Annotated in this window: 14 protein-coding genes; 2 read left to right on the top strand and 12 right to left on the bottom strand. The window is 65.2% G+C overall.

The features are described 5' to 3' along the window. Positions 1-2: 2 nt before the first annotated feature. Genes ACYG9Z_RS16100 through ACYG9Z_RS16075 form a run of 6 tightly spaced genes read right to left on the bottom strand, consistent with a single transcriptional unit; the run spans position 3 to position 7,298 of the window. Complete coding sequence (locus ACYG9Z_RS16100) at positions 3-464, bottom strand: MarR family winged helix-turn-helix transcriptional regulator (RefSeq protein ID WP_023671294.1); 462 nt, start codon at positions 462-464, stop codon at positions 3-5. Continuing rightward, positions 461-1,045, bottom strand: coding sequence for an amino acid synthesis family protein (locus ACYG9Z_RS16095; RefSeq protein ID WP_023683555.1), 585 nt, complete (start codon positions 1,043-1,045; stop codon positions 461-463). The genes ACYG9Z_RS16100 and ACYG9Z_RS16095 overlap by 4 nt, the downstream gene beginning before the upstream one ends. Beyond that, a complete protein-coding gene (locus ACYG9Z_RS16090) occupies positions 1,038-1,922 on the bottom strand; it encodes a UPF0280 family protein (protein WP_023683556.1) in 885 nt (294 codons plus the stop codon). The genes ACYG9Z_RS16095 and ACYG9Z_RS16090 overlap by 8 nt, the downstream gene beginning before the upstream one ends. After that, positions 1,922-3,463 carry a hypothetical protein gene (locus ACYG9Z_RS16085; protein ID WP_023739686.1) on the bottom strand — a complete coding sequence of 514 codons (1,542 nt, stop codon included), beginning with the start codon at positions 3,461-3,463 and terminating at the stop codon, positions 1,922-1,924. Before ACYG9Z_RS16085 ends, ACYG9Z_RS16090 begins: the two co-directional genes overlap by 1 nt. Further along, on the bottom strand, positions 3,460-6,423 hold the full coding sequence (locus ACYG9Z_RS16080; protein WP_031244161.1) for a molybdopterin-dependent oxidoreductase: 2,964 nt from the start codon (positions 6,421-6,423) through the stop codon (positions 3,460-3,462). Before ACYG9Z_RS16080 ends, ACYG9Z_RS16085 begins: the two co-directional genes overlap by 4 nt. Before the next feature lie 11 nt (positions 6,424-6,434). Continuing rightward, positions 6,435-7,298, bottom strand: coding sequence for an FAD binding domain-containing protein (locus ACYG9Z_RS16075; RefSeq protein WP_023745842.1), 864 nt, complete (start codon positions 7,296-7,298; stop codon positions 6,435-6,437). 282 nt (positions 7,299-7,580) lie between these two features. On the opposite strand from ACYG9Z_RS16075, the gene pncA reads away from it, so the two are divergent. Both pncA and ACYG9Z_RS16065 read left to right on the top strand, forming a co-directional pair. Continuing rightward, positions 7,581-8,195, top strand: coding sequence for a bifunctional nicotinamidase/pyrazinamidase (gene pncA / locus ACYG9Z_RS16070; protein ID WP_023695900.1), 615 nt, complete (start codon positions 7,581-7,583; stop codon positions 8,193-8,195). Between the two features lie 85 nt (positions 8,196-8,280). Continuing rightward, positions 8,281-9,648, top strand: coding sequence for a sodium:proton antiporter (locus ACYG9Z_RS16065; RefSeq protein ID WP_050586861.1), 1,368 nt, complete (start codon positions 8,281-8,283; stop codon positions 9,646-9,648). Here the strand turns inward: ACYG9Z_RS16065 and ACYG9Z_RS16060 are convergent, their stop codons facing one another. From ACYG9Z_RS16060 to ACYG9Z_RS16035, 6 genes are all read right to left on the bottom strand, one after another. Beyond that, the gene (locus ACYG9Z_RS16060) at positions 9,649-10,386 is read right to left on the bottom strand and encodes an ABC transporter ATP-binding protein (protein ID WP_460222833.1); all 738 of its coding nucleotides are present in this window, start codon (positions 10,384-10,386) and stop codon (positions 9,649-9,651) included. It abuts the gene before it with no gap. Beyond that, a complete protein-coding gene (locus ACYG9Z_RS16055; RefSeq protein ID WP_023752484.1) occupies positions 10,383-11,108 on the bottom strand; it encodes an ABC transporter ATP-binding protein in 726 nt (241 codons plus the stop codon). Before ACYG9Z_RS16055 ends, ACYG9Z_RS16060 begins: the two co-directional genes overlap by 4 nt. Beyond that, the gene (locus tag ACYG9Z_RS16050) at positions 11,105-12,067 is read right to left on the bottom strand and encodes a branched-chain amino acid ABC transporter permease (RefSeq protein ID WP_023752485.1); all 963 of its coding nucleotides are present in this window, start codon (positions 12,065-12,067) and stop codon (positions 11,105-11,107) included. Before ACYG9Z_RS16050 ends, ACYG9Z_RS16055 begins: the two co-directional genes overlap by 4 nt. Continuing rightward, positions 12,064-12,945, bottom strand: coding sequence for a branched-chain amino acid ABC transporter permease (locus tag ACYG9Z_RS16045; protein WP_023671284.1), 882 nt, complete (start codon positions 12,943-12,945; stop codon positions 12,064-12,066). The genes ACYG9Z_RS16050 and ACYG9Z_RS16045 overlap by 4 nt, the downstream gene beginning before the upstream one ends. A 159-nt stretch (positions 12,946-13,104) precedes the next feature. Next, on the bottom strand, positions 13,105-14,409 hold the full coding sequence (locus tag ACYG9Z_RS16040) for an ABC transporter substrate-binding protein (protein WP_023671283.1): 1,305 nt from the start codon (positions 14,407-14,409) through the stop codon (positions 13,105-13,107). 152 nt (positions 14,410-14,561) lie between these two features. Beyond that, positions 14,562-16,004, bottom strand: coding sequence for a hypothetical protein (locus ACYG9Z_RS16035; RefSeq protein ID WP_023752486.1), 1,443 nt, complete (start codon positions 16,002-16,004; stop codon positions 14,562-14,564). Positions 16,005-16,131 lie beyond the last annotated feature (127 nt).

Raw genomic sequence — 16,131 nt, 5'->3', positions numbered from 1 at the left:
GCTCAGGCCAACTTTGCCAGCAGCCGCATAAAGGTGGCCGCTTCCTTGGCGGTCAGCGGCGCCAGCGTTTCCTGGGTGATGGCGCGGGCCAACGGGATCAGCCGTTCGATCGCCTCGCGTCCCTCTGGCGTGAGGTTGACCAGCAGCCGCCTCTTGTCGACCTCGTGCTTGGTCAGGTCTACCAGGCCTCGCGCCTTCAGCCGGTCGATGACGCCCTTGACCGTCGCCGCGTCCATGGCGATCAGCGTGCCCAACTGGTTCTGCGAGGTCTCGCCGACATCGTGCAGCTTGGCAAGTGCAGCAAATTGCGGCGGCGTCAGGTCGCTGATCTGGGCGGCAAAGATCGAGACATGGCGCTGATGCGCCTTGCGCAGGATGAAGCCGACCTGCTCCTGCAGGCGGTAATCATGTTCGTCGGGCTCTTCGGCCTCGACGAGCTTGAGAAGATTGTCCCCGCCGCTCATCGCAAGCCGTCCCAGGCCTTGATGTCGCCGACCGCCAGGCCGCCCATGCGGTCGTGCACGCGGGGGCCGCAGCTCATGGCGAGGCAGAACAGGATTTCGTCGGCGCGCGGCCCGTCGCTGAGACCGACCTCCATGGCGTCGAAATGGCTGCGGACATAGGCAGCGTTGGTGTGGCCGAGCGGCACGTCAAGCCGCGAGCCGAACGCGCCGACCTTGGTTGCCGACGGCACGATCGCCTTGGCGTCGCCCAGCCGCTCGCGCATGGCGTAGCCGCCAGGAACGTGCCACAGCGCGCCGTGTTCGAGTTCACCTGACGAGCCGACGATGGTGCCCTTGCCGTAGGCGTCGATCTGCTTGATGTCGCCGCCCAATGCGGCAATGAGCTTGTCGGTGAGCAGCAGGCCGAGCGGCTTCAGATCGTCCATGGCGCTCTGCAGTTCTTCGACGTAGCGGCCGGCGAACGGGTTCTTCACCAGGGCCACGGCTGCAGCGCGGCGGCGCGGCAGAGCAGCGACCGGCCCGCCATCGTGAAAGATCTCTTCGGTCAGAACCGCGATCTTGCGGATCGGAAACTCAGGCATGGGCAACTTCCTTCCCTGGATTTTTGTTGGGCGCGGCAAGCGCCATGGAACCACTGATGCGGGCTTCCCCACCTAGAAACAGCGCCGATGCGGCAATCAGGCCGCGCCGGCGAAAATCTTCGGCGACGGCAAGGCCATTGTCCAGCGCCCGCTCCACATCGCCACGCGCGAGCATGCCGACGGCTTGTGTCACCAGCCGCGCGCCGAGATCGCTGTCGGGCGCCAAGTCCTGCGCGGGAATGCGCTTGATGGCGGGATTGCCGGGCAGGTCGACGGCGTTGGCAATGAGTGTCGCGGCCGCATCGGCCTCGGCGCCGGTGTGCGCCAGCACGGTGACGGCGTCGGCAATGCCAAGCGAGAACGAACGGCCGCGCCAGCCGCTGGTGGCGACGCCGCGCACGCCGTCCGCCGAGCGAATGGTGAGGCGGTCGGCCATGCCGTTGCCGGTGCCGGCGATCGCCAGGTTCATCGACTGGCCCTTGCCGATATGGAGGGCGCTGTCGCCGCCATTGTTGACATAGGCGCGGTCGAGCTTGCGACCGGCAAGCAGCGCCGCGAGCACTTCGTCGGCTACTGATCCGGCGACGGCGGCCATCGGCGTGATGAAGCATTCCGCCAAGGGCATGACGGCTGCTTCCATGCGCCGCGCCGTCGGGCCGGCGAAGGTGCGCGGCGCCAGGAAAAATGCCGGCAGCCGCAATTCGGGAAGCTCCTCGACCAACTCGATCAGGATCGTCTGGAAGCGCTCGATCGCCTGATCGTAGGCGGCACGACACTCAGCCGCCTCACCAAAGGCCTCGACGATCAGGTCGATCGGCCCGTGGTTGAGGTGCAGCCGCTTGCCGTCCTGCAGCCAGTGGACTTGCGGGCCTTGCATCAAGAGGCCCCGTTCGAGCCGACGCGGCGCAACTGCGCCAGCGGCGGCCATGGATTGTGGGCCTCGGCGCCTGAGCCGCGGCGCGGGTTGAGATATTCGCCGCCTTTGGCAACGATATCCTCGACGCTGCGTATCTCGGCCTCGTAGCCGCCCAGCCGGACATAGTCGTCGCGGCGTAGCGTGAATTCGATCGGCGCCACCAGCGCCGGCGTCGGCACATAGCCGAAGGCGCCCTCCGGCACGCGCATGACGTCGACCATCAGCGTGATGCCGCCGCCCGGCCAGACATAGACCGGCGCGCCGCCAACGGTAACATAGGTATTCAAGCCCTGCACCGAGCGGGTGAGATTGACCGGGTTTTCGGTGACGCCGGCGCGCAGCGAACCGCCGGCGCCGCCGATGAACAGCACGGTGCAGAGCGCCGGCTCGCAATTGTCCTCGATCAGGCCGACCGATTTCTGCAGCCGCTCGGGGAACGGTTTTTCCACCGGCTTCAACTCGTCGTCGAGCTCGTAATAGGCGAACTGCTCGCCGGTGGTCGACACCATCAGCAGCGACAGGCCGGGGCGGGCGCCCTTCTTGGCGTTCCATTCGCCGAGGATCGACAGCGGGTCGGAAATCGAGGTGCCGCCCCAGCCGAGGCCGGGCTCGGAAACCTTGAAATAGCGGCCCGGCGTCGAACGGCGGCCGATGATCTTGATGCCGGTATCCTGCCAGCCCAGCACCTTGCCGGCCTGATGCTCGGAGACGACGCCGGTGATATGGTCGTCGACCACCACCACCTCGTCGACAAGGCCGCGCCATTGCGTGGCGAACATGCCGATGGTGGCCGACCCGCAGCCGACCCGCATACGGTGTTCCTGCTTGCCGTCGATGACAGGTGGTTTGCCGGCTTCGACGATGATGGTGGCGCCGCCATCGATGGTCAGTTCGACCGGCTTGCGATTGCACAGACTGAGCATCGCGTCGCAGGTTGCCCGGCCTTCGGCCTTAGAGCCACCGGTCAAATGATGCACTCCGCCGAGCGACAGCATCTGCGAGCCGTATTCGCCTGTCGTGACGTGGCCGATCGGCTCGCCTTGCGCGCGCACGATTGCCGTTTCGGGACCGAGATGGCGGTCGGTGTCGATCTTCACCTTGACGCCGCAGTACGAAAAAATGCCTTCGGTGACCACGGTCACCAGATCGACCCCCTCGACCTCCTGGCTGACGATGAAGGGAGCCGGCTTGTAGTCGGGATAGGTGGTGCCGGCGCCGATTGCAGTGACGAAGCGGCGGCCGGTGTTGACCAGTTCGCCGTCCCATTGCTCGCCCTCGGCAGTGAAAGGCACGACCGCGGCGCCGCTCTCTGCCGCATGGTCGAGGATGGTCAGCGGGTCCATACGCACGATGCGGCCACCGACATTGCCGTAGCGGTCGCAGGCGCCGGTGCGGCCATCGGCGATGTAGCACATCACCGGACAGGCATCGCAGCGGATCTTTTCCGCCACCAGCTTTTCGCCCGGATCGTGGGTTTCGAAGCGTTCGGCAAGCTCGCTCATCGGCGTGCCTCCTTGTCGCGGATGCCATCTTTTTCGCGGATGGCGGCGCGGATGCGCGCCGGCGTCGCCGGAACCTTGGTGATGAGAACGCCGGTGGCGTGGCGTATGGCGTTGAGGATGGCGGGTGCGGTCGGGATCAGCACATGCTCGCCCAGGCCCTTGGCGCCGAACGGTCCCTCCGGATCGGGAACCTCGATCAATATGTGCTCGATCTCAGGCACATCGCCGATGGTCGGGATGAGATAGTCGTGCAAATTCTCGGTGCGACCGGGGATGTATTCCTCCATCAGCGCCATGCCGATGCCTTGCGCGATGCCACCTTCGATCTGGCCTTCGACCAGCAGCGGGTTGATAGCCTTGCCGACATCGTGCGCGGCGGTGATTTTCAAGAGCTTCACCGTGCCGAGCTTGAGATCGACTTCGAGTTCGGCGATCTGCGCGCCATAGCCATAGACGGCGTAAGGCTTGCCCTGGCCCTTGGCATCGAGCGGCAGCGTCGGCGGATCGTAGGTCTCCTCGGCGCGGAAGACGAAACCGCCCGCATCGACATCGAGGGCGGGGAGATCGATGCGCCGAGTGGCTTCGCCCTCGCGAATGACGATCACCGGACCGTCCAATTGCAGGGCAGCTTTCTCCGAGACATTGGCAAAACGCAGGATCTTTTCGCGCAAGGCGCGGCCGGCTTTTTCGGCCGCCTTGCCGGTGACAAAAGTCTGGCGCGAGGCCGATGTTTTGCCGGCGTCCGGGCTGATCGCGGTGTCGGCGCTTCTCAGCTTGAATTTTTCCAGCGGCAGGCCGAGTGCGTCGGCGCAGATCTGGGCGATGACGGTGTTGGAGCCCTGGCCGATATCGACGGCGCCCTGGTGCAGGATGACGTCGCCGTCTGGCGAGATACCGACCCTTATGGTCGACGGATTGGGCAGCGAGGTGTTGCCGCAGCCATACCAGCAGGACGCGATGCCGACGCCGCGCCTTTTGCTCGTATTGGCATTGTTGAATGTATCTGCGTCGACCTTCGCGCGAGCCCAATGCGGCCGCAAGGAGTCGAGGCACTCGAAGATACCGACTCCCGACTCCAGTCGCTGTCCGGTAACCGTTTCGGATCCGTTCCGAAGGCAGTTTCTCAGGCGAAAATCGAGCCGGTCCATGCCGAGCTTGCCGGCAAGCTCATCATAGAGCGTCTCCTGCATGATCGTCGCCTGCGGCACGCCGAAGCCACGGAAGGCGCCGGAAATCGGCCCGTGGGTGTGGATGGCGCGGCCTTCGGCGCGGTAATTCGGCGTCGCATAGGGACCGGAGGCATGCACCGGCACGCGGTTGGCGACAGTCGGCCCCCAACTGGCATAGGCGCCGGTGTTGAAATCGCCGGAAAAGATCATGCCGGTGACATGGCCTTCGGCGTCAGTGCCGATGGTCGCCTTCATCTCGGCGGGGTGGCGCTTGGTGGTCGACATCATCGATTCGGTGCGGGTGTAGGCAAGCGCCGCCGGCCGGCCGGTTTTCAGTGCCACAAGGCCGATGAGCGGCTGCAGCGACACGTCGAGCTTCGAGCCGAAGCCGCCGCCGGTCGCGGTCGGCACGATGCGCACCTTGTCGACGGCAAGACCGAGCACCTTTGCCGTTTCGTCACGGTCCATATAGGGGGCCTGGGTGCAGGCGACGACGACCAGCGTGTCGCCGTCCATGTAGGCATGGCCGGCTTCCGGCTCGATATAGGCGTGCTCGACATAGGAGGTGTCGATGGCACCGGACACCGTGTAAGCAGCCTCGCCAAGCGCCGCCTCGGGGTCGCCGCGCTCGACAAAGCCCTTGGTCAACAAATTGGCCGGGCGGTTCGCGTGGATGAGCGCAGCCCCTTCTGCCTGCGCGTCGCCGGGCTGCAGAAAATGCGGCAGCTCGGTCCAGCGGACCGGGAAATCCTGGAGGTCGAGATCGAGCATGGCCTCGCGCTCGCCGGCGACCAGCGCCACTGCCTCGCCGCGCAGCCGCGCAAAGCCTTCGGCCAGCGCCGGCTGGTCGGCAAACGGGCCGATGACGCCGAAACAGTTTTTTCCCGGGATGTCGGCGGCGGTGAAGACGCCGGCGATGCCGGGATGCGACTTCACCCAGCCCTCCAGGTCGCCGAAGGCGAAGCCGGCATGATAATGCGGCGAGCGGACCACCAGCACAGCCAGCGCATCGGCGGGAAAGGAATCGCCGCCGAATTTTTCAGCGCCGGTGACTTTTGGCACGCCGTCGAGCCGGACCGGGGAGGCGCCTACAGCATTCCCTGTGGTTGGCATTCTACGTTCAAAGTTGAATTCCAACGAATGACGTTGGCGCTGCCCCTCACCCTTACCCTCTCCCCGTGAAGAACGGGGAGCGGGGAGCGTCGGCGCTGGAGCACTTCCCTTCTCCCCGTCACTATACGGGGTGAGGGTGCCGGCAGGCGGATGAGGGGCAGCGCCGTCGGTCGACGTCTCGAACCGTCCCGCATCCATCACTGCCGCGATGATCTTTCTGTAGCCGGTGCAACGGCAGAGGATGCCGCCCAGCGCATCCTGCACCTCGGTCTCGGTCGGATTCGGCGTGCCATCCAGCAGCGCCGTTGCCGCGACCAGCAGCGCCGGCGTGCAGATGCCGCATTGCGCGGCGCCATGCGCCAGGAAAGACGCCTGCAGCGCCGACAGCCGGCGATCGGCGAGGCCTTCGACGGTCGTTACGGACGTCCCGGCTGCGGAGGCCGCCGGCATCAGGCAGGCGCAGACGGCGTCGCCGTCGACCAGCACTGTGCAGGCGCCGCAATCGCCGGCATCGCAGCCAACCTTGGTGCCCGTCAGCTGCAATTCGTCGCGCAAAACCTGCGACAGCCGGCGCAGCGGCGGCACATTGACCGAGACGGCGGCGCCATTGACGGCGAAGGCGATCTCGGCGCGCTCGATGCCGAGGCCCGGCACGAGGTCGGGCAGGGCTTCAATCATCTCAGAGTGGCTCATGCCGCCACCATGCTGTTGTCGTTCGTCAGCCCGCAGGCCCCCAGCACGGCGCGAGCGACAAGCTCGCGCGCTGCGTCGAGCCGGTATTCGGCGCTGCCGCGCACGTCGGCAATCGGCGAGAGCTCGGCCATCGGCGCGGACAGGAGAGCATCGGCGAGTGCCGGGCCGACAGGCTTGCCCACCAGCACGGCTTCGACAGCGGCGAGCCGCCTGGCGACGGCCGAGCAGGACCCGACCGCGACAGCGGCTTCCATGACTATGCCACTCTCGGCAACGAGGCGCGCCGCCACCATGGCGATGGAGATGACGAGGTAGCGCCGCGCACCGAGCTTGACGAAGGCCGACGTGCCGGCAGAGGCCCGCTTCGTGATGCGGATGGCGGTGACCAGTTCGCCCGGCAGCAAAGCGGTGCGGCGGTTGCCGAGAATGAACTCCTGCAGCGGCAGATGACGCGTCGCGGCTGCAGAGCGCAGCTCGACCTCGGCGTCCAGCACCAGCAGTCCCGGAACGCCATCGGCGGCAGGCGAAGCATTGCAGAGATTGCCGGCGATCGAGGCGACATTCTGGATCTGCAGGGAGCCCACTTCGCGCGCGGCCTGCTTCAGCGCATCGAAAGCCGCCGGCAATGGATGGCGGACAAGGTCGGTCCAGGTGGTGCGGGCGCCCAAAACCCAATGGGTTTCGGTCTCGGCAATGCCGCGCAGCGAGACCAGGCCGTTAATATCGAGAACATTGTCGCGGAACGGTTTGGCGCCCTGCGCCGGATAGAAATCGGTGCCGCCGGCAAGCACGCGCCAGGCGCCCTCGCCCAGCAGAGCGAGCGCCTCGTCGAGCGTGGCGGGTTTCGCGTAACGGATCACGCTTTGCCTTCCAAAAAAATAGGCCTTCCCATTGGGACCTTCAAAAGGTGGGGTCTTCCCGAACCCCGCCAATGTCTGATCAGGCCAAATTCATTCGTATGCAAATGATATCAAGCTGGCGGAAATTGTCAAAGCCGGAGTTTAAGGGAACCCGGCCGCCAAGCATTTCTTACGCTTGCAGAGGTTGACGCAGGCGGCCATCCGGTCAAGTTTCAGCATCCGGTCGCATCAGCGGCGTATTTCACTCGATCCCCCGTTCGAGACTAGAAGAGGAGAGGCGCCATGGCCGACGAAGCGCTTGTTGTCATCGACCTGCAAAACGACTTCTGCCCCGGCGGCGCACTGGCGGTTGCCGGCGGCGACGAAATCGTGCCGCTGGTCAACGATCTGATTCGGCATGCCGAGCATGTCGTGCTGACGCAGGACTGGCACCCGGCCGGACATTCGAGCTTTGCCTCCAACCATCCGGGGGCACAGCCCTTTAGCGCGATCGAGATGCCCTATGGGCCGCAGACGCTGTGGCCGGACCATTGCATCCAGGGCAGCCTCGGCTCGGATTTTCACTCGGGGCTCGCCTGGACCAAGGCCGAGCTGGTAATCCGCAAGGGATTTCGCCCTGATATCGACAGCTACTCCGCCTTCTTCGAGAACGACCACAAGACGCCGACGGGGCTCGCCGGCTACCTCAAGGAGCGCAGCATCGACAGTGTGACCCTGGTTGGCCTGGCGACCGACTTCTGCGTTGCCTTTTCGGCCCTCGACGCGGTCAAGCAAGGCTTCAAGACGACGGTGCGGCTCGACGCGTGCCGCGGCATCGATCTAAACGGTTCGGTCGAGGCGATGCTGAAGAGGATGCGCGATGCCGGGGTGAAGCTCGAAGACCCGATCTCGGAGTGACTGGATCGTGACGCAGCGAGGGGGCTGCACACAGTTGGGGAAGGCTTTCGCGGCAGGTGTACTCGCTTCCGCTGTGTCTCCGCAAATGGCCTTCGCGGCCGAGGCCCGCGGCCTGCCCGATGCTGCCATGTCGCTGTGGTGGGCGCTGCCTTTCGCCGGCCTGCTGCTCTCGATCGCCACCGGACCGCTGCTGTTCCACCATGTCTGGGAGCATCATTACGGCAAGATCGCCGCCGGCTGGGGAGCGCTGGCGGTCATCCCGCTGATGGTTGCATTCGGCGTTCCGGTAGCCGGTGAAGCCGTGCTGCACACGCTGCTCACCGAATACATGTCGTTCATTATCCTGCTGTTCGCGCTCTACACCATTTCGGGCGGCATCCTTGTCGCCGGCAACATCCATGGCACGCCGCTGGTCAATGCCGGGCTGCTGCTCGTCGGGGCGATGCTGGCCTCGGTGATCGGCACCACCGGCGCCTCGATGATCCTGATCCGGCCGATGCTGCGCGCCAACGACAACCGGCAGTTCAACGCCCATGTCGTCATCTTCTTCATCTTCCTGGTGTCTAACATCGGCGGCTCGTTGACGCCCTTGGGCGACCCGCCATTGTTCGTCGGCTTCCTGCGCGGCGTCGACTTCTTCTGGACGTCGGCGAACCTCTGGCGCGAGACGCTGTTTACCGGCGGCCTGGTGCTGCTTGTCTTCCTGGCCATCGACATCATGCTGCATCGCCGTGAAGGCGGCGCGCCGAAGATCAAGGATCCGACGCCGGATACGAAGGTGCGCCTTCGCGGCCTGGCCAATCTGCCGTTGCTGGCCGGCGTCATTGCCGCGATCCTGCTTTCAGCTGCCTGGAAGCCGGGCGTGACTTTCTCCATCCTCGGCGTCGGCCTCGAACTGCAGAACCTGGTGCGCGATGCCATCATCCTGGCGCTCGCCGGGCTGTCGCTTGTCGTTTCCCTCAAGAGCCATCGCGAGGCCAACGGCTTCACCTGGGGCCCGATCGCGGAGGTGGCAAAACTGTTTGCCGGCATCTTCATCTGCATCGTGCCGGTCATTGCCATCCTTCGCGCCGGCCATGACGGCGCGCTGGCGCCGCTGGTCGCGCTGGTGACGTCACCCACCGGGCAGCCCAATGATCTCGCCTATTTCTGGCTGACCGGCGGGCTGTCGTCCTTCCTCGACAATGCGCCGACCTATCTGGTGTTCTTCGAACTCGCAGGCGGCGACGCGCGGCACCTGATGACGGAGGCGGCCTCGACGCTGGCCGCGATCTCGGCCGGCGCGGTGTTCATGGGGGCCAACACCTATATCGGCAATGCACCCAACTTCATGGTCTACGCCATCGCCCGACACCGCGGTGTGAAGATGCCGGGCTTCTTCGGCTACATGGCATGGTCAGGGCTGGTGCTGATCCCGATCTTTTTGATCGCCGGGTTCCTGTTTTTCGGCTGATCAGCCGACGCCGACATAGCGCCTGACTGCCGATGGGTCGGCGCGCAATTGCTCGACATCGACGGTCTCGCGGTTGCGGCCGTTCTCGATGAAGCAGACGCGGTCGGCGACCGACAGCACGGCGTCGACGCGCTGTTCGACCAGAATGGTGGAGACACCTAGCTCACGCAGCTTCACCACCGTCTCGCGGATCTTGGCGATCATCGACGGCATCAGCCCTTCGGTCGGCTCGTCTAGCAACAGCACCTGCGGCTCCAGACAAAGCGCGCGGGCCATGGCCAGCATCTGCTGCTCGCCACCGGACAAAGTGCCGGAGCGCTGCCGCAGCCGCTGGCGCAGCAGCGGGAAGAGGTCGAGCACGCTCTCGCGCGTCGCTCTGCCCTTGCCGCGCGCCATCAGACCGATCTCGATGTTTTCCGCCACCGTCATCTCGGCGAACAGCCGCCTGCCTTGCGGTACATAGGCGACGCCGGCCTTGGGCACCTCATGCGCCGGCAGGCCGGTCAACTCCTTGCCGGCGAGCCGGATCGAACCGGCGCTCGACGGAACCAGCCCCATGATTGCTTTCAGCGCCGTCGTCTTGCCGGCGCCGTTGCGACCGAACAGGCACAGCACCTCGCCCTTGTTGAGCACGAGATCAAGCTCGTAAAGCACCTGAACCTCGCCATAGAAGCAGTCGAGCCTGGAGATGGTCAGCGCTTCAGTCTCGTGGGCCTCAGTCTTGTGGGCTTCGCTCATGGCGCCGTCCCCAAATAGGCTTCCTGCACCTGTGTGTTGGCGCGGACCTGTTCGGGCGTGCCTTCGGCCAGGATCCTGCCGGCGTTGAAGACGGTGATGCGGTCGGCCAGTTGCATGACGACAGGCATGTTGTGCTCGATCAAAAGCACGGTGGCGCTCTTGGCGATCTCGCGCACCAGGTCGATGAAATTGTCGATCTCGCTGTCGGCCAGCCCTTGCGTCGGCTCGTCGAGGATCAAAAGCCGCGGCTTCAGCGCCAGGCCCATTGCCACTTCCAGCAGGCGCTGATGGCCGTAGGAAAGCTGGCCGGCCGGCATATGGGCGCGGCCGGCCAGTCCGGTGCGTTCCAGCGCGGCCATGACGCCGGTGCGCACCGCACCTTTCGAGCGGGCATCGGTCAGCGTGCGCTGCACCGGCAGCGCGACATTATCGTAGGCAGAGAGGTTGGCGAAGACGCTGGTGATCTGGAAGGTGTAGGCGATGCCCCGGCGCACCCTGAGATAGGCCGGCTGGCTGGTGATGTCGGCGCCGTCGAAGACGATCATGCCGGACGATGGCTGAATGCGGCCGCTGACCAGGCTGACGAAGGTGGTTTTGCCGGCGCCATTGGGGCCGATGACGGCGCGGATCTCGCCCGGCATCAGCTGAAAATCGACACCGTCGACGGCGCGCAGGCCGCCGAAACTGCGCGCCAGGCCTTTGGTGGTCAGCAACGGCATCATGGGAGCCACCCGAGCCAGCGCTGGCGGATGGTGCCCAGAATGCCTTTGGGGAAAAACAGCACCAGCAGGATGAGCGCAATACCGACGATCAGGAGATAGGCGGAGGTGTAGCCGCTGGCGGTGTCGATGACATAGTACATGAACACCGTGCCGAGCAGCGCGCCCAGCGTCGTGGCGGCGCCGCCGAGCAGCACCCAGAGCACCGGCAGGATGGAATACTGCACCGAGGCAAAGCTCGAGCCGACATAGCCGAACAGCAGCGCATAGGCCGCACCCGAGGCGGCGCAGATGGTGCCGGAGACGACGACGGCGATCAGCTTGTTGGAGAAGGTGTCGTAGCCCAGCATTTTCGTGCGCTCCTCGTTCTCGCGCACCGCGACCAGCACGCGGCCATAGCGGGAGCGGACGATGGCGAGGGTGATCAGCAGCACGACCGAGAACAGCGCCAGCGCGCTCATGTAGCGCACGGTCGGGTTGGTTAGGTCGAGCGATGTCGCGCCGAAGGCCAGAACCCGCGCCGGCTGCGGCACGACCAGACCCTGGTCGCCGCCGGTCCAGGCGGCGAAATAGAGGATGACGAGGTAAAACACCTGCGCGAACATCATGGTGACGATCATGAAGGCGACGCCGGTGGTGCGCAGCGCCAGCAGGCCGATCACCAGTGCCAGCAGCGCGCCGCAGGCGATGCCGGCGAGGAAAGCCAAAGGCACGCTCCAGCCGAGATGGATGACCGCGAGACCAGCGCCATAGAGCCCGGCGGCGAAGAACATGGCGTGGCCGAGGCTGAGCAGGCCGACATAGCCGAACAGCATGTTGTAGCCCATGGCGAACACCGCCAGCACCATGATGCGGGCCAGCAGGCCATGATGGTAGTCGGGCAGGACGAAGCTCAGCGCAAACAGTAGCGCGATGACGCCGAGATGCAATGCATAGGCTTTTGCCGGCGAAGCTTCGCTCATCGCGACGCCTGCCCGAACAGGCCCTGCGGCCGGAATACCAGCACCATGGCCACCAGCAGCGTGGCGATGATCTTGGCCAAAGTCGGCGAAAAGAACACCGAGATGATGCCGTCGGACAGGCCGATCAGCACGGCGGCGACGACGGTGCCGCGCAGCGAGCCGAGGCCGCCGATGATGACGACGATGAAGGACAACAGCAGCGGGTCCTGTCCCATCAGATAATGCGCCTGACTGATCGGCACGATCAGCACGGCGGCGATGGCCGCCAGCATGGCGCCGAGCCCGAAGACGCCGGCATAGACGCGGTCGACCGGAATGCCGAAGGCCTGCGCCGTCTCGCTGTCATATTGGGTGGCGCGCATGATGAGGCCGATCTTGGTGCGCGTCAGCACCAGCCAGGTGGCGATGAGCAGAAGGGCCGAAGCGGCAATGATCGACAGCTTGTAGCCGGAATAGCCGAACCAGGGCAAAAGGATGCGGTAGCTGAAGGGCGGCTCCACCGGGCGCGCTTCCGGGCCATAGAAGCTCAACGCCAGCTGCTGGATGATGTAAAGCATGCCGATCGTGGCGACGATGGTGGCTTCCGGATTGTAATTGAGCCGGCGCAGCACAAGCCGCTCGGCTACCAGCGCAATGGCGCCGACGATCAGCGGCGCAATCACCAGCGCCGCCAGGAAGCCGAGCGTGGGATGGCCGGGTATCGCCGTCGAGATCGCCCAGGCCAGCACCGCGCCCAGCATGAAGAACTCGCCATGGGCGACGTTGACGACGCGCATGACGCCGAACACCAGCGACAGCCCAAGCGCCGTCAGCGCCAACACGGCGGAGGTGACAAGGCCTTCGAGGGCGGCGAGGAGGAGGTGGGGTCCGAAATGCATTCAGGGCGCCCTTACCCTCCCCTTGTGGGGAGGGTGACCGCGCAGCGGTCGGGTGGGGGTTGGGCACGGGCCGTCGCGACCCCCACCCCGTCTCGCAAGCTTCGCAAAAGTGCGAAGCTTGCGTGCCGACCCTCCCCACAAGGGGGAGGGTAAGGCGCCTCACAGCGCCTGCGTCGTATAATCCCCTTCGGCCTCGTAAAGCCCGTCCTCGATCTTGGTCTTGTGGACGACCTTCATCTTGCCGCCTTCGACCTTGGAGATGTTCTGGATGCCAAAACACTGGTGGATCTTGCCGTTGAAGGTCTTGGGGCCTTGCGGATGCTCCGGGCCTTCGGCGAATTCGGTCAGAGCCTCGGTCGCCTCGACCAGCTTGGCGCGGTCTTCCGGGCCCTTGTAGCCGGCATCTTCCATCGCCTTCTTAACGACATAGAGCGTCTCCCAGCAGCCGAACATGTGGGCGGCGGTGGAGACGTCCTTGGGGTCGCCGACGGCAGCCCCATTGTCGTCGATGCCGACAGCGGCGCGGTAGGCTTTCTGGGCGGCCGAGTCATTGGCCTGCGCATAGCGCGGCGAACCTTCCCAGAAATGGCTGCCGTCCAAAAATTCGAGGCCGGGGCTGTTGATGTCGGTGGCTTCGAGCGAATCGATGAAGCCGAACAGTTGCGGCCGGTTGGAGCCGTAGAACTCGCCGAGTTCCTTGACGAAGGTGAGCACGGCCGGGCCGACCATCACGTGGTAGATGACTTCGGTCTCGGCCGGGATCTGCGGGAAGTATTTCGTGAAAGATGACTCTGTCGGCGGGATGGCGATCTGGGCGATGACCTCGGCGCCTTGCGCCTTCAGCGCCGGCGGCAGGTAGTCGCGATGGTCGTAGCCGAAGGCGAAATCGGGGAAGATCTGCGTCACCTTCTTGCCGGCATTGGCCGCGATCCATGGCGCCATCGACTGGATCTGGCTCTTCACATCGGTGATGCCAGGCTGGAAGACATAGCGGTTGAGCTTGGTCGAAGCGACGTGGTGGCCTTCGCTGACGACGAAATAAGGGATCTTGTTTTCGCCGGCGGCCGGCGCCGAGCCGATCACCACATGCGAGAACAGCGTGCCGAAGACGATGTCGGTCTTGTGCTGGGTGGCGAACTTGCCGACCACCTCGGCGCCACGGCCGGGATCGGTGCCGTCATCCTCGATCACCAGTTCGACAGGTCGGCCATTGATGCCGCCGGCGTCGTTGATCGCCTTGACCGCGGCGGCACTGGTCTTTTCATACCAGCGGCCATAGGCGGCGCCGATGCCGGTGCGGTGCGACTGGAAGCCGATCTTGATTGGCGCCGAACTCTGCGCCTGGCTGTAGCGGACGAAGCCGGGCGCGAGCGTCAGCCCGGCGCCGGCGGCGAGACCTTTCAGCGCGGTGCGGCGGCTAAGGGTGGATTTGGAGAGATCGAAAAACCCATTCTTGTCAGTCACGGCAGTTCCCCTGTTTTTGAGTTTTGACTGTCTGTAACGAGGCAAGGCCACTCCCTTGCAGGAGGGGCAGAAATTGCATGTGTACAAACTAAATCACCAAAGCACAGAGCTTGCAAGCGGGCTTTCCGCAAAGGCATGTGGATCAGCTTGTCTCATCCGGCCGTCGGCGTGGCAAGCAACCACAGGCCGAAGATCGTGTAGGCAATCATCAGCATGGTGAGCGGCAACTGGCTGAGGGCGGCGCGCGATGGCGCCTGGTGCAGTCGCCAGGCCAGTCCATGGGCAACGAGCACCGCCAGCATGTGCCCGGCGATGATGATGCCGGCCTGCAGGTTCCACAGCCACCAGGCGGAGTGGGCCCCGGCGACGAGGCCGGCCTCGATCTGCATTTCGGCGGCGCCGAACAGGTTCCATCCCAGCGCGAACGGGTCGGACAAAGCGGCAATCGCATACTGGCCGTCGACCAGCAGCGCCGTCAGATAGTGCGCGACATGATAGGCGAGCGCGATCGGTACGATCGACCAGACCAGCAGCCCGGCGGCCTCGCCGTGGGAATGTCGGCTGCCGGCAAGGCGCTGGCCGAGTATGACGGCCACCAGGAATGCCGCCGCGAGCAGGACGAAGGTCAGCACGAGGCCAAAGCTGCTTATGCCGATGAGCGCGGTGCGGCCGGGATATTCCAGCGGGTTGATGCCGAACAGGCCGAGCCAGAAGAAGGTTTTCGACAGGCCGTCGAAGGACACCGATGACAGGCTGAGCAGCAGGAAAGCGATACCGCTTGCCGGCAGGGGCGCTGCGCCGAGCAGTTTTGAGCCCGGCCAGCAGAGAGCGAGGCGACCGTGTTCATCGCGCTCGACGATGGCGAAACGAGCCACCATGGCGAAAAAGATCGTCAGGAATTCGCCGCGCCGGCTCCAATCGCGGTAGCCAAAGGCGAGCATGGCGATGAAGGTAAGCAACCAGTAGAGGCCGGCGGCATAGGCCAGCCGCGCCGGGTCGTCGGGCGCCGGATAGATCAGTTCGAACCAGGCGAAGGCGAAGAACAGGATAACGGCCGGCCAGCGGCCGAGCCATGAAGGCAAACGCGATTTCTGTCCCTCACCGCCACGAAGCTTGAACAGGCGGCTTTCGATCCGCCGCGGGCCATACCATGGATTCAGCCACGACCAGAGATCGCCGAACAGGCCTTGCGCGATGGCAAGGCCGACCCAGAGCAGCGTCCAGATGGTTAGCGGCAGCGGATTGGAGAGCGGATCGCGGCTGCCGAACAGGCCGGCGGCGTTGAGCGTTGCGAAGCCGGCAAAGGAGATGACGCTGATGATTGTGCGAGGGGTGTCGGCGAATGGGAAGAGCGGCAGGCGGCGGCGCCAGAAGCGGTGGAGGGTTGCGGGTGGCAGCAGGGCGAGAACGAGGAAGCTTACCGCGACGGCGAGCGCGCCGCCGGCGATGTAGTAGCCGGTCGGCAGGAGGAGGACGTGACCGCGGTCGGAGGCGTGCGCGAGGGCGGGGGTGGGGAGGAGTGTGAGGGTGGTGGTGATAAGGGTTGGCCGGTGACAGCCGCGCTCTACGACGCCCCCCTCTGTCCTGCCGGACATCTCCCCCTCAAGGGGGGAGATTGGCAGTTGCCCTGCCGGCGCTTCCTTTGCAACGTCGGAGATTAGCGAAGGCGGAGATGACGGGGTAATCTCCCCCCTTGCGGGGGAGATGTCCGGCAGGACAGAG

The organism is Mesorhizobium sp. RSR380A (genome assembly GCF_054719385.1).
Note: the sequence above shows the minus strand (reverse complement) of the source record. Positions and strands in the feature narration are given on the sequence as shown.